Origin of the sequence: Streptomyces sp. NPDC127197, assembly GCF_042672405.1 — a bacterium.
GTDB lineage: Bacteria > Actinomycetota > Actinomycetes > Streptomycetales > Streptomycetaceae > Streptomyces > Streptomyces flavusporus.
This window is the reverse complement of the sequence record NZ_JBHXVG010000010.1, coordinates 95,660-107,904: the sequence shown is the minus strand read 5'-3', so window position 1 is coordinate 107,904 and position 12,245 is coordinate 95,660. Positions and strand designations below refer to the sequence as shown.

Genomic DNA, 12,245 nt, shown 5'->3' with positions numbered 1-12,245 from the left:
ATCGGGTGCTGCCTGTGCCTACCAGGCGAAGGCCTCTGGAGACGGCCCCGGGCCCGGGAAGATCTCGTCCAGCCCGGTCAGCAGTTCCTCCGACAGCTCCAGCTCCACGGCACGCAGGGCCGACGTCAGCTGCTCCGCGGTGCGCGGGCCGACGATCGGGCCGGTCACGCCGGGGCGGGTGAGCAGCCAGGCCAGGGCGGCCTCGCCGGGCTCCAGGCCGTGCTTGTCGAGCAGGTCCTCGTACGCCTGGATCTGCGCGCGTGCGGCCGGGTCGGCGAGGGTGTCGGCGGCCCGCCCGGAGGCGCGTCGGCCGCCCTCGACCTCCTTCTTGATCACGCCGCCCAGCAGGCCGCCGTGCAGCGGCGACCAGGGGATGAGACCGAGGCCGTAGTCCTGCGCGGCCGGGATGACCTCCATCTCGGCGCGGCGCTCGAAGAGGTTGTAGAGGCACTGCTCGCTGACGAGGCCGATGGTGCCGCCGCGGCGGGCGGCGATCTCGTTGGCCTGGGCGATCTTGTAGCCGGGGAAGTTGGAGGAGCCGACGTACAGGATCTTCCCCTGCTGGACGAGGACGTCGATGGCCTGCCAGATCTCCTCGAAGGGTGTGGCCCGGTCGATGTGGTGGAACTGGTAGACGTCGATGTAGTCGGTCTGCAGCCGCTTCAGGCTGGCGTCCACGGCCCGGCGGATGTTGAGCGCGGAGAGCTTGTTGTGGTTGGGCCACGGCTCGTTGTCGTCCGGGGCCATGTTCCCGTACACCTTGGTGGCGAGGACGACCTTGTCGCGCCGGTCGCCGCCCTTGGCGAACCAGTTCCCGATGATGCGTTCCGTACGGCCCTTGTTCTCGCCCCAGCCGTAGACGTTGGCCGTGTCGAAGAAGTTGATCCCCGCGTCCAGCGCCGCGTCCATGATCGCGTGACTGTCCGCTTCGTCCGTCTGCGGTCCGAAGTTCATCGTGCCGAGGACCAGTCGGCTGACCTTGAGTCCGGTGCGTCCGAGCTGCGTGTACTTCATGGTGTGCACGCTAACGGCGTGGAGTGCGCTCTAGGCAAGGAGTCACCTTTCCCGGCCCGCGGCACCGGGTCCGACCCGCCCCGCCGCCGCGCCCGCTCGGGCGTACAGCGCAACAGCCGGCGCACCGCCAGCAGGCCGCCGCGCAGCGCCCCGTGCCGGTGCAGCGCCTTGATCGCGTACGTCGAGCAGGTGGGCGTGTACGCCGACGTGCCTGCCCAGCCCTTCCTGAGTCACCCCGGCCCGCTCCCGGAAGAACCGCAGCAACGAGCCGGACATCTCCAGGTTCCCCGAGCCCCGTTCACTGGAGTGCACACAGACCTCCCCAACTGCACAGCCCCGCACCGACGTTGCGTAACCCTGGTCACAGTATGTGAGTGGAGTGGATCGTTTGCGTCATGAACGCCGAAACGTACTCCTCGCGGATCCACTCGTGGATCCCCGTTAAAGGGCACGCTCTCTGTCACGCCGGTATCCACTTCGACGCCGTTCGGATCAGGGGGACGCTCGCTGAACGGGTCGCGTCGGAAATGATGTGCTGTACGGACTTCAATGCCGACGCTGACGGGAGTTACGTGGCCGTTGGGCTGGAGGTCGTGCCGACGGCTGACGTGCCGTTCGTGGATGTGGCGCTGTTGCGGGAAGTGGTGGGACGGGTGTCCGGCGTCCGACGATGACCGTGGGGGCCGCCCGCTTCTTGGCCAGTGTCGTGCTTCCGCGAGCCGAGTAAAGGGCGCTCCGCTGGCGCTCCGCGTCGGCTGCGCCGATCGGCCTGCGGCCGACCCTTGACTCGGCTCGTTCCAGCACGGGTGAGAAGCGAGCGGGCGGCCCGGAAAGGCGGGTGGCCAGGCATGTTTGCGGGTCAGGCCCGTTGGCGGGTGGCCGGGGTTGGCGGGCGCGTCGGCGGGGTGGCGGGACGCCGGGTGGGGGCGGCGGCTTGCGGCCGGTGGCCACGTCCACGGGCGTGGTGTACCGGCCGAGAGTGTGACACATCCGGCAGATGTGTCACATCCGCGGATTCCCCCCACCGGTGGGCGACCGCCGTACACCACGTCTGCGACACGGCCCGGCCGGTGGGTGGTGGGTGGGACGGGGGTGCGGAGGGTGTCGGACCAGTAATTGGCCGCTTTGGCTCACTTTGGGGCGCGGAAAGCCCAGGTGAGGTGAGCTGTTGGTGGCGCAAAGCGGCCAATTGTGGGGCGGTTATCGTGCGATGGCCGCCAGGGTGAGGGATGCGGTGGCCAGGGCCAAGAAGGCGGCCGGGAACGCGATGTTGTAGTACACGCGGGCGCGGATGTGTGCGGCGATGGCGCCGATGCAGAAGAGGGTGAGTCCCAGGGCGGCGGCTATGCCGAGGGATCGGGCACCCAGGAGGCCGAGGAGGAGGCCGGCGGCTCCGGATGCCTTGAGCGCCGCAAGCCAGGGGAGCCAGGATTCCGGGACGCCTACCTCGGCCGAGTTGGCGAGGACGAACCTGGCCCTCGAGAGGTCCGCGACGGCGATTCCGGCGTTGGCCGCGATCGTGATGAGGGTGATCAGTAGGTAGGCGGTGAACATGTGCCTTCCCTCTCGGTTGAGCAGGTGGTGAGCGTGGGCGAGGCACGACCCGATCGCTACGTCAAGCCTCACCGGAATGTGTCCTTGGCGTCCAATACCTGCGTCTATAACCTTTGGGTATGGATGTCGACACCCGGCTGCTGCGCTGCTTCGTCGCCGTGGCGGAGGAGGGGAGTCTGACGCGTGCGGCGGAGCGGCTGTTCGTGTCCCAGCCGGCGCTGACGAAGCAGATCAAGCAACTGGAGGCTCGGGTCGGAGTGCCGCTGTTCACTCGGTCGAGGGCGGGAATGGCGCTCACCGAGCCGGGGCGGGTGCTGGCGGAGCGGGTGCCTGTGCTGTTGGCCGAGTGGGATCGGATACTGCGGGAGACGAAGAGCACGGCCAGCCGGGCGGCTCGTGTACTGCGGGTCGGTTTCCTGGCCAGCGCCGCCAACGAGGCGACCCAGCACATCGTCGCGGAGTTCTCCCGGCGCCGGCCGGGCTGGCGGGCCGACATGCGGCAGGCTGCCTGGTCGAATCCGTCCGCCGGGCTCGCCGACGGGGACGTCGACGCCGCCTTGGTGCGGCTGCCCTTCCCCGGCCAGGATGTGCTGCGGGTGGCGGTGCTGTTCACCGAGCCTCGGTGTGTCGTGCTGCCGACGGCGCATCCCTTCGCTGCGCGCGACGTGATTCCCTTCCGGGACCTGTGGGACGAGCCGTTCGTGGCAGCTCCGCCGGAAGCAGGGCGATGGCGGGAGTACTGGCTGGCCACCGATGAACGCGACGGTCACCCCGTCCGCGTCGGCGCCGTCACCGACCAGCCCGACGAATGGCTCAGCGCGATCGCCAACGGCTACGGCATCGCCCTCGCCCCCGAATCCGCCGGGCGCTACTACGCCCGCCCCGGCATCACCTACCGCCCGGTCACCGGCGTCAGCCCCAGTCAGGTCGCCGTCGCCTGGGCCCCCGCCGACGACACCAACCCCGTCGTTCAGGACTTCGTCCGTTGCTGCCTGGACAGCAGGCCCCGGTGAGCGGTGGGGGTCGTCCGTGCGGGTCAGACCTCGTAGGGGCCGCCCAGGTCCCAGCCCTGATACATCGCGTCCGCGAACGCCGCCGCGATCTTGTGTTCGCCGTTGGTGTTGGGGTGCGTTCCGTCGTATGTGTCCGTGTGGATGTCGTACGACGGCGGGGTCGAGGCCAGCAGCAGTGGGGAGCGGGGCTCGTCCAGGTCGGCCACCGTCTTCGCGAGGAGTTCGTTGAAGGACGTCACCTGCGCGGCGAAGGGGGCGTCCGACATCGCCCGGACGTTCGGGATCACCGGCAGGACGACCATCCGCACGCGCGCGTTGCCCGTCCGCGCCCCGGTGACGAAGGCGCGGACGTTCTCCGCCGTCTGCTCCGCGTTCGTGTAGAAGCCCAGGTCGATCAGGCCGAGGGAGACCAGGAGGACGTCCGCGCGGCTTGCGCGTATCGCGTCGCCGATCAGGGGGGCCATGTGCATCCAGCCCTCGCCCCAGCCGGCCAGGTGGGAGCGGGGGAAGTCCGGTTCGGCGTAGGCGTACGAGGTGGGGGCGTCGGCGGCCTTGTCGTACAGCGTCTCGCGTGGGCCGACGAGGGTGAACGGGCCGCCGTACGTCGCGCACAGGTGGCGCCACATACGGTAGCGCCAGGTGTGTTCGCCCGCGCTGCCGATGGTCATGGAGTCGCCTACGGGCATGAACCTGAGCATCCGCTCATGATGGATGATCGGCGGGGCCGGTGGGGTGTGAGGCCTGCCACGCCCCCAGAACAGGCGTGCAGGGTGGCAGGCTTGGGGCATGCGCCGATCCTTCGCCGTTCTCGCCGCTGCCCTGCTCATGGGCGCGCTCGCCGTGCCGTCCGCCTCTGCCGCCGACGGGGACGAGGGGTTCACGATCAAGGACCCGCGTATCACCGAGTCCAGCGGGCTGGCTGCATCGCGTCAGCACCCGGGCATCTACTGGACCCACAACGACAGTGACGACGGTGCCTATCTGTACGCCGTGGACAGCTCGACCGGTGAGACCGTCGCCACGCTCACCCTGACCGGTGTCGGAACGCCCCGGGACGTCGAGGCCGTCTCGATCGGCCCCGGCAACCAGATCTACGTCGGCGACATCGGCGACAACCTCGGCGGCACCTGGGACCACGTCTGGATCTACCAGCTGCCCGAGCCCAAGGAGCTCCAGGACCGGACCGTGCGGGCCACGCAGTACGTCGTGAAGTACTCCGACGGCGCCCGCGACGCCGAGTCGCTCGTCGTGCATCCGAAGACCGGGCGGGTCTACGTCATCGACAAGAAGGAGGAGGGCGGGCACCTGTACGAGGGGCCGGCGAAGCTGTCCTCCTCCGGAACGAACGTCTTCAAGCCCATCGCCGCCGTCCCCGAACTGGAGGCCACCGACGCCGCGCTGTCCCCGGACGGCGAACAACTTGCCGTACGCAGCTACTTCGGCGGTATCGCGTACGACTGGAACGGCGGGCAGATCAAGCGGACCGGGCGGCTCAGCGTGCCGTTCCTGGGGCAGGGGGAATCCGTCACCTACTCCGCCGACGGGACGAAGCTCATGTACGGCAGTGAGGGGGAGGGGAGTTCGGTGGAGCCGGAGGATGTGCCCGGGGCGTCCTCGGAGTCCAAATCGCCGTCCGACAAGGGAAGTCCGAGCGCCGGTGGCGGGGACGAGGGCGGGGGCTTCTCGGCCCGGACCGGGGCGCTCGCGGTGGCCGTCGCCTGCGCCGTCCTGCTCGGCTTCCGGGTGATGCGGCGCAAGGGCTAGGGCTCGGGCTGCGCGCCGCCCCGCTGTGCGACCAGTACCTCCAGGCCGTCGAGGATGCGCTGCAGGCCGAACTCGAAGTGGTCGAAGTCGGCGCTCCAGGTGTCGTCCGCGAGGGAGGCCATGATCGGGTAGCGGCCCGTGGCCATGACCTTCTCCAGTACGGGCACCTGTGCCTGCCAGAACTCGGCGTCCGTCAGGCCCGACCGGTGCTCGGCCTCCTCCTGGTACACCTGGGTGCGCGCGGCGCCGACGACGTACGAGTCGACCATGATGATCGCCGAGACCAGCTCCGGGTCGGTCAGGCCCATGGGCTTGATGCGGGAGAGGACCTTCTCCATGCCGTCGAGGGCGCTGGGGCCGAGGATCGGGCGGGCCTGGTTGACGTGGAGCAGCCAGGGGTGGCGGCGGTAGAGGGCGAGGGTGGCGCGGCCCAGGGCCTCCAGTGCGGAACGCCAGGTGCCGTCGCCGAGGTCGGCGGGGTTCTCGGAGGGGCGCTGGACACGGTCCAGCATCAGGTCGAGCAGCTCGGCCTTGCCGGGGACGTAGCGGTACAACGACATCGCGCCGGTGCCGAGTTCGGCGGCGATACGGCGCATGGACACGGCGTCCAGGCCCTCCGTGTCCGCGATCCGGACGGCCGCTTCCACGATCCGGTCCAGGGTCAGCCCCGGTTTGGGACCGCGACTGGGCCGTCGGCCGGTGTCCCACAGGAGTTCGAGGGTGCGGACGATATCGCCGCTTCCGCTGGTCTCCGTGGCGCCGGTGCGCCCGCCGGTGCCGCTCTTGCCGCTCGTCATGACCTCAGCTTATGTCCCGGAAGAAAAACTGAGTACGTCGTACGCGAAATCGGGTACGGTGTACTCGGTTGGTGCGGGTATCGGAAGGGACAACCATGGACGGATACGCGGTCCGGGCCGAGGGCCTGGAGAAGCGCTACGGCGAGAAACGCGCCCTCGACGGCTTCGACCTGGCCGTGCGCGAGGGCACCGTACACGGACTGCTCGGGCCGAACGGCGCCGGCAAGACCACCGCCGTACGCATCCTCTCCACGCTCGTCCGGCTGGACGGCGGGCGCGCGACGGTGGCCGGACTCGACGTGGCCCGGCAGTCGCGCGAGGTGCGGGCGAGGATCGGGCTCACCGGGCAGTACGCGGCGGTGGACGAGGTGCTCACGGGGCGGCAGAACCTGGAGATGTTCGGCCGGCTGTTCCACCTCGGCGGCAAGCGGGCCCGGGCGCGCGCCACCGAACTGCTGGAGCAGTTCGACCTGACCGACGCCGCCGACAAGGGCGTCGGCGGCTACAGCGGCGGCATGCGGCGCCGCCTCGACCTCGCCGCCTCGATGATCCTGGCCCCGGCGGTCCTCTTCCTCGACGAGCCGACGACGGGCCTGGATCCCCGCAGCCGCGGTGAGGTCTGGGAGTCGGTGCGGGCGCTGGTGGCGAGTGGGACGACGGTGCTGCTGACGACGCAGTACCTGGAGGAGGCCGACAAGCTCGCCTCGCACATCACCGTCATCGACCAGGGGCGGGCCATCGCCGACGACACGCCGGACGGGCTGAAGAACCGGGTCGGCGGCGACCGTATCGAGGTCGTCGTCGCCGAGCGGTCCGAGATCCCCCGGGTGGTGAAGGTGGTCGCCCGGGTCTCGGACGGCGAACCCGAGGCCGACGAGACCGAGTTGAGGGTGCACGCACCGGTCACCGACCGGGTGTCCGCGCTGACGGACGTGGCCCGCACGCTCCAGGACGAGGGCGTCCGCGTCGAGGACATCGGGCTGCGCAGACCCAGCCTCGACGACGTGTTCCTGCGCCTGACCGGACACCGCACCGAGAAGGAGGCCGCCGCATGAGCGCCGTGGACCTGACCGGCCCGGCCACCCGCGGGCGTACGTACTGGCTGCTCGCCGACTGCTGGAACATCGTCCGGCGCGGCCTGACCCACTACCAGCGCCAGCCCGTCAACATCGCCTGGCAGCTGGGCTTCCCGATCCTTTCCGTGCTGCTGTACGGCTATGTCTTCGGCAGCGCGATGAAGGTGCCCGGCGGCGGGGACTACCAGGACTTCCTGATGCCGGGCATGTTCGTGATGACCATGGCGTTCGGCTTCATCAACACCGCCACGGTCGTGGTGTACGACTCCACCAAGGGCGTCATCGACCGGTTCCGCTCGATGCCGATGGCCTCCTCCGCGGTGGTCGCCGGGCGCGGGGTGACCGATCTGCTCGTGGCCTGCGCCGAGTTGGGGATCATGATGCTGACGGCGCTGGCCATGGGCTGGCGGCCGGACGGCGGGTGGGGTTTCCTCGCCGCGTTCGGGCTGCTGCTGTGGCTGCGGTTCGCGCTCATCTGGATCGGGGTGTGGCTCGGACTGATCGTGCCCAACCCCGAGGCGGCGGGCGGACTGTTCGCGGTGGCCTTCCCGCTGACGATGATCTCCAGCATCTTCGTCGCGCCCCAGCTGATGCCCGACTGGCTGGGCTGGGTGGCGGCCTGGAACCCGATCTCGTCCACGGCCGCGGCCACACGCGAGCTGTTCGGCACGCCGATCGGCGGCGGCGACTCCTGGGTCGAGCAGAACGCGCTGCTGATGGCGGGGGTGTGGCCGGTGATCCTGACGGTGATCTTCCTGCCGCTTGCCGTCCGGCGGTTCCAGAAGCTGAACCGCTGACGGATCAACGACGAGGGGCGCCCGGAGAGTTCCGGGCGCCCCTCGTCGTCGTACGGGAAACCGCTACAGCTTCTCGATCACGTAGTCGATGCACTTCGTCAGCGCTTCGACGTCCGCCGGCTCGATCGCCGGGAACATCGCGACGCGAAGCTGGTTGCGGCCGAGCTTGCGGTAGGGCTCGGTGTCGACGATGCCGTTGGCGCGCAGGACCTTGGCGACGGCCGCGGCGTCCACCTCGTCGGTGAAGTCGATCGTGCCGATGACCTGGGAGCGCTTGGCCGGGTCGGTGACGAACGGGTTGGCGTACTTGATGTCCTCGGCCCAGCCGTACAGCGTGCGGGCGGAGGTGGCCGTACGGCGCACCGCCCAGTCGAGGCCGCCCTGGCCGTTGATCCACTCAAGCTGCTGGTTCAGCAGAAAGAGGGTGGCGAGGGCCGGGGTGTTGTACGTCTGGTTCTTGCGGGAGTTGTCGATCGCCGTGGGGAGCGAGAAGAACTCCGGGATGTGGCGGCCGGACGCGTGAACGCGCTCGGCACGCTCGATCGCCGCCGGGGAGAAGACGCCGATCCACAGGCCGCCGTCGGAGGCGAAGGACTTCTGCGGGGCGAAGTAGTAGACGTCGGTCTCGGCGATGTCGACCGGCAGGCCGCCGGCGCCGGAGGTGGCGTCCACGAGCACCAGGGCGCCCTCGTCGGCTCCCTCCACGCGCTTGATCGGCATGGCGACGCCGGTGGAGGTCTCGTTGTGGGTGAAGGCGTAGACGTCGACGCCCGCCGCGGCGACCGGCTCGGGGTGCGTGCCCGGGTCGGTGGAGATGACGTCCGGCTCGGCGAGCCACGGGGCGAGCTTGGCGGCCTTGGCGAACTTGGAGCTGAACTCACCGAACGTGAGGTGCTGCGACCTGTTCTCGATCAGGCCGTGCGTCGCGATGTCCCAGAACGCGGTGGAGCCGCCGTTGCCGAGGATCACCTCGTAGCCGTCGGGCAGCTGGAACAGCTCGCGGATGCCCTCGCGCACCTGGCCGACCAGGTTCTTGACGGGGGCCTGGCGGTGGGAGGTGCCCATGAGGGAGGTGCCGGTGGCGGCGAGGGCGTCCAGCGCCTCCGTCCGCACCTTGGAGGGACCCGCGCCGAAACGTCCGTCCGCGGGCTTGATGTCAGAGGGAATCTGGATCTCAGCCACGTCTGGAGGTTAGCCGGTGCAGGAAACCTCGGCGAAACCTCGTCCGTCGGGTGAGACGGCGTTTTGGTTTGCTGGACACATGCGGGATCTGGAATCGGCGCTGCGCAGTGCCGTTCGGGGCGACATCGGGTTCGACGTCACGTCCCGGGCGTTGACGACCATGGACGCCTCCAACTATCGGCGTGTCCCGCTGGGTGTCGTCGCCCCGCGTGACGCGGACGACGTGGCGGCGGTGCTGTCGGTGTGCCGGGAGCACGGAGTTCCGGTCGTGCCGCGGGGCGGGGGCACGTCGATCGCGGGGCAGGCCACGGGCACGGGCGTGGTGCTGGACTTCACCCGGCACATGAACCGGCTGGTGTCCCTGGACCCCGAGGCGCGCACCGCCGTCGTCCAGCCGGGGCTCGTCCTGGACCGCCTCCAGGAGGCCGCCGCCCCGCACGGCCTGCGCTTCGGCCCCGACCCCTCGACGCACAGCCGCTGCACGCTCGGCGGCATGATCGGCAACAACTCCTGCGGTTCCCACTCGGTGGCATGGGGGACCACCGCGGACAGCGTGCGGGAGCTGTCGGTGGTCACCGCGCGCGGGGAGCGGTTGCGGCCGGGACAGGGGTGGGCCGGGGCCCCGGACGGGCTGCGGGAGCTGGTGGAGGGTGAGTTGGCGCTGCTGCGCACCGGCTTCCCCGAGCTGCCGCGCCGTATCTCCGGGTACGCGCTGGACGCGCTGCTGCCCGAGAAGGACGCTGATGTCGCCCGCTTCCTGTGCGGCTCCGAGGGCACGCTCGGGGTGCTCACGGAGGCGGTCGTAGGGCTGGTGGAGGCGCCACGCGCGCGTGCGCTGGCCGTGCTGGCGTACGCCGACGAGAGCGCGGCGGCCCAGGCGGCTGCCGGGCTGCTGCCGTACCGGCCGCTGACGGTGGAGGGCATGGCCGCCGACCTGGTGCCCTCGGCCGCCGACCTGCCCCGCGGCGGGGCCTGGCTGTTCGTGGAGACCGACGGGGAGTCGGAGGCGGAGGCACGCACGCGTGCGGAGGCGATCGTGCGGGCGGCCGATGTCGTCGATTCGACGGTGGTGACCGATCCGGCCGGACAGCGGGCGCTGTGGCGCATCCGGGAGGACGCGAGCGGTACGGCGACCCGTATGCCGGACGGGAGCGAGGCCTGGCCCGGCTGGGAGGACTGCGCGGTGCCGCCGGAACGGCTCGGGGCGTATCTGCGGGACTTCCGGGCGCTGCTGGCCGCCCACGGGCTGCGCGGCACGCCGTACGGGCACTTCGGGGACGGCTGCATCCACGTCCGTATCGACTTCGACCTGTTGACGGAGGCGGGCATCGGCCGCTTCCGGCGCTTTTCGGAGGAGCTCGCCGAGGTCGTCGTGGCGCACGGGGGCTCGTTGTCCGGGGAACACGGGGACGGGCAGGCGCGGGCGGAGCTGCTGCCGAAGATGTACGGCGAGGAGATGGTCGATCTCTTCGAACGGGCGAAGGGTGTGTGGGACCCGGACGACCTGCTCAACCCCGGGATGCTGGTGCGTCCCGCGCCGCTGGACGCCAACCTCCGGTTCGCCGTCCTGCCCCGCCGGCCGGTCGACGTGGCTTTCGGCTATCCGGCCGACGGCGGGGACTTCTCGGCGGCCGTACGGCGGTGCGTCGGGGTCGCCAAATGCCGTACGACGTCGGCGACCGGCTCCGCTGTCATGTGCCCGTCCTTCCGGGCGACCGGCGAGGAGGAGCACTCCACGCGCGGGCGTGCCCGGCTGCTGCACGAGATGCTCGCCGGGGAACTGGTGACCGACGGGTGGCGGTCGGAGGAGGTGCGGGACGCGCTGGACCTGTGCCTGTCCTGCAAGGGATGCCGGTCCGACTGCCCGGTCGAGGTCGACATGGCCACGTACAAGGCGGAGTTCCTGCACCACCACTACGAGGGCCGACGGCGACCGGCCGCGCACTACAGCATGGGCCGGCTGCCGGTGTGGCTGCGCGCGGTGGCACGCACGCGTACGGCGCCGGTGGTCAACGCCCTGGCTGCCGTACGGCCGTTGGCGTGGGCGGCGAAGCGGCTCGGCGGGATCGCGCCGGAGCGGGAGATTCCGCGGTTGGCGACGCGGACGTTCAGCCGGTGGTGGGAGCGGCGGGACAAGGCCGTGGACGGCGACCTGGTCATCCTGTGGCCGGACACCTTCACCGAGCACCTCTCGCCGTCCGTGGGGCAGGCGGCCGTACGCGTGCTGGAGGCGGCGGGGCTGCGGGTGGCACTGCCGCCGACGGTGCACTTCAGGAGGGCGCCGGTGGGGGACGGTGTGACGGTCGCCCTCGACCCGGTGTCCCTCCTGCGGGGCAGGGGCCGCGTCTGCTGCGGGCTGACGTACGTCTCCACGGGGCAGCTCGACCGTGCCCGTGCGGTGCTGCGCCGCACGCTCGACCTGATGGAGCCGGTGCTGGAGACCGACGCCACCGTCGTCGTCCTCGAGCCCAGCTGCGCGGCTGCCCTCCGCGCGGACCTCCCCGAGCTGCTGCACGACGATCCGCGCGCCCGCCGCCTGGCCGACCGCGTCCTGACCTTCGCGGAGGCCCTTGAGCGACTCGCCCCCGGCTGGAGGCCGCCCCGGGTCGACCGGGCGGCGGTGGGGCAGACCCACTGCCATCAGCACGCGGTACTGGGGGACGCGGCCGACCGCCGACTGCGCGAGGCCGCGGGGCTCTCCGGGGAACTGAGCGGCGGCTGCTGTGGCCTTGCGGGCAACTTCGGTTTCGAGAAAGGGCACTTCGAGGTGTCGGTGGCGTGCGCGGAGGAGCAGTTGCTGCCGGCGGTGCGGGGCGCGGGGGAGGAGGCGGCAGTGTTGGCGGACGGATTCTCCTGCCGTACGCAGCTGGAGCAGCTGGCCGGGGTGCGGGGGCAGCACCTGGCCGAGGTGTTGGCGGAGGCGTTGGAGGCGTCCGGGCCCTGACTCCGGGACAGTCCCATAATGGGTTCACACACCTGACGTAGTCCACTACCCTGGACTCGGCAGTACATCATGATGAACGAACCCCGAGTCGAGCCCCTGGACCG

Annotated in this window: 11 protein-coding genes and 1 pseudogene; 6 read left to right on the top strand and 6 right to left on the bottom strand. The window is 70.7% G+C overall.

Features of this window, described 5'->3' with window-relative positions:
* Positions 1 to 18 precede the first annotated feature (18 nt).
* Both ACFVJQ_RS17955 and yidD read right to left on the bottom strand, forming a co-directional pair.
* Positions 19 to 1,014 (bottom strand): aldo/keto reductase, encoded by a 996-nt coding sequence (locus tag ACFVJQ_RS17955; protein WP_385511071.1) that lies wholly within the window; start codon positions 1,012 to 1,014, stop codon positions 19 to 21.
* Positions 1,011 to 1,205, bottom strand: a pseudogene (gene yidD / locus ACFVJQ_RS17950) (membrane protein insertion efficiency factor YidD); the annotation flags it as partial. The pseudogene yidD and the gene ACFVJQ_RS17955, both read right to left, overlap by 4 nt.
* A gap of 204 nt (positions 1,206 to 1,409) precedes the next feature.
* On the opposite strand from yidD, the gene ACFVJQ_RS17945 reads away from it, so the two are divergent.
* Complete coding sequence (locus ACFVJQ_RS17945; RefSeq protein WP_385784926.1) at positions 1,410 to 1,688, top strand: hypothetical protein; 279 nt, start codon at positions 1,410 to 1,412, stop codon at positions 1,686 to 1,688.
* Positions 1,689 to 2,214: 526 nt separating this feature from the next.
* Here the strand turns inward: ACFVJQ_RS17945 and ACFVJQ_RS17940 are convergent.
* A complete protein-coding gene (locus ACFVJQ_RS17940) occupies positions 2,215 to 2,568 on the bottom strand; it encodes a DoxX family protein (protein ID WP_385511068.1) in 354 nt (117 codons plus the stop codon).
* 119 nt (positions 2,569 to 2,687) lie between these two features.
* Between ACFVJQ_RS17940 and ACFVJQ_RS17935 the strand changes: the two genes are divergently transcribed.
* The gene (locus ACFVJQ_RS17935) at positions 2,688 to 3,581 is read left to right on the top strand and encodes a LysR family transcriptional regulator (RefSeq protein WP_385511066.1); all 894 of its coding nucleotides are present in this window, start codon (positions 2,688 to 2,690) and stop codon (positions 3,579 to 3,581) included.
* 23 nt (positions 3,582 to 3,604) lie between these two features.
* Here the strand turns inward: ACFVJQ_RS17935 and ACFVJQ_RS17930 are convergent, their stop codons facing one another.
* On the bottom strand, positions 3,605 to 4,279 hold the full coding sequence (locus ACFVJQ_RS17930; protein ID WP_385511065.1) for a GDSL-type esterase/lipase family protein: 675 nt from the start codon (positions 4,277 to 4,279) through the stop codon (positions 3,605 to 3,607).
* An 88-nt stretch (positions 4,280 to 4,367) separates the two neighbouring features.
* Between ACFVJQ_RS17930 and ACFVJQ_RS17925 the strand changes: the two genes are divergently transcribed.
* Positions 4,368 to 5,345, top strand: a complete 978-nt coding sequence (locus ACFVJQ_RS17925; protein ID WP_385511064.1) for a WD40 repeat domain-containing protein — start codon at positions 4,368 to 4,370, stop codon at positions 5,343 to 5,345.
* Here the strand turns inward: ACFVJQ_RS17925 and ACFVJQ_RS17920 are convergent.
* Positions 5,342 to 6,142, bottom strand: coding sequence for a TetR/AcrR family transcriptional regulator (locus ACFVJQ_RS17920; RefSeq protein ID WP_385511063.1), 801 nt, complete (start codon positions 6,140 to 6,142; stop codon positions 5,342 to 5,344). The two genes, ACFVJQ_RS17925 and ACFVJQ_RS17920, sit on opposite strands and share 4 nt — an antisense overlap.
* 95 nt (positions 6,143 to 6,237) lie before the next feature.
* On the opposite strand from ACFVJQ_RS17920, the gene ACFVJQ_RS17915 reads away from it, so the two are divergent.
* Positions 6,238 to 7,197: an ATP-binding cassette domain-containing protein gene (locus ACFVJQ_RS17915; protein ID WP_224735570.1), complete on the top strand. Its 960-nt coding sequence runs from the start codon at positions 6,238 to 6,240 to the stop codon at positions 7,195 to 7,197.
* A complete protein-coding gene (locus ACFVJQ_RS17910; protein WP_385511062.1) occupies positions 7,194 to 8,015 on the top strand; it encodes an ABC transporter permease in 822 nt (273 codons plus the stop codon). Before ACFVJQ_RS17915 ends, ACFVJQ_RS17910 begins: the two co-directional genes overlap by 4 nt.
* 63 nt (positions 8,016 to 8,078) lie before the next feature.
* On the opposite strand, the gene serC is transcribed toward ACFVJQ_RS17910, so the two are convergent.
* The gene (gene serC, locus ACFVJQ_RS17905) at positions 8,079 to 9,197 is read right to left on the bottom strand and encodes a phosphoserine transaminase (RefSeq protein ID WP_224735572.1); all 1,119 of its coding nucleotides are present in this window, start codon (positions 9,195 to 9,197) and stop codon (positions 8,079 to 8,081) included.
* Between the two features lie 79 nt (positions 9,198 to 9,276).
* Here serC and ACFVJQ_RS17900 point away from each other — a divergent pair, with 79 nt between their 5' ends.
* The gene (locus tag ACFVJQ_RS17900; RefSeq protein ID WP_385784919.1) at positions 9,277 to 12,141 is read left to right on the top strand and encodes an FAD-binding and (Fe-S)-binding domain-containing protein; all 2,865 of its coding nucleotides are present in this window, start codon (positions 9,277 to 9,279) and stop codon (positions 12,139 to 12,141) included.
* The last annotated feature ends 104 nt before the right edge of the window (positions 12,142 to 12,245 follow it).

Excerpts from the sequence above, each read along its gene's own strand:
- ACFVJQ_RS17940 (WP_385511068.1), bottom strand. The coding sequence starts at position 2,568 with ATGTTCACCGCCTACCTACTGATCACCCTCATCACGATCGCGGCCAAC.
- ACFVJQ_RS17925 (WP_385511064.1), top strand. The coding sequence starts at position 4,368 with ATGCGCCGATCCTTCGCCGTTCTCGCCGCTGCCCTGCTCATGGGCGCG.
- ACFVJQ_RS17900 (WP_385784919.1), top strand. The coding sequence starts at position 9,277 with ATGCGGGATCTGGAATCGGCGCTGCGCAGTGCCGTTCGGGGCGACATC.
- ACFVJQ_RS17910 (WP_385511062.1), top strand. The coding sequence starts at position 7,194 with ATGAGCGCCGTGGACCTGACCGGCCCGGCCACCCGCGGGCGTACGTAC.
- ACFVJQ_RS17945 (WP_385784926.1), top strand. The coding sequence starts at position 1,410 with ATGAACGCCGAAACGTACTCCTCGCGGATCCACTCGTGGATCCCCGTT.
- ACFVJQ_RS17935 (WP_385511066.1), top strand. The coding sequence starts at position 2,688 with ATGGATGTCGACACCCGGCTGCTGCGCTGCTTCGTCGCCGTGGCGGAG.
- ACFVJQ_RS17915 (WP_224735570.1), top strand. The coding sequence starts at position 6,238 with ATGGACGGATACGCGGTCCGGGCCGAGGGCCTGGAGAAGCGCTACGGC.
- ACFVJQ_RS17920 (WP_385511063.1), bottom strand. The coding sequence starts at position 6,142 with ATGACGAGCGGCAAGAGCGGCACCGGCGGGCGCACCGGCGCCACGGAG.
- ACFVJQ_RS17930 (WP_385511065.1), bottom strand. The coding sequence starts at position 4,279 with ATGCTCAGGTTCATGCCCGTAGGCGACTCCATGACCATCGGCAGCGCG.
- ACFVJQ_RS17955 (WP_385511071.1), bottom strand. The coding sequence starts at position 1,014 with ATGAAGTACACGCAGCTCGGACGCACCGGACTCAAGGTCAGCCGACTG.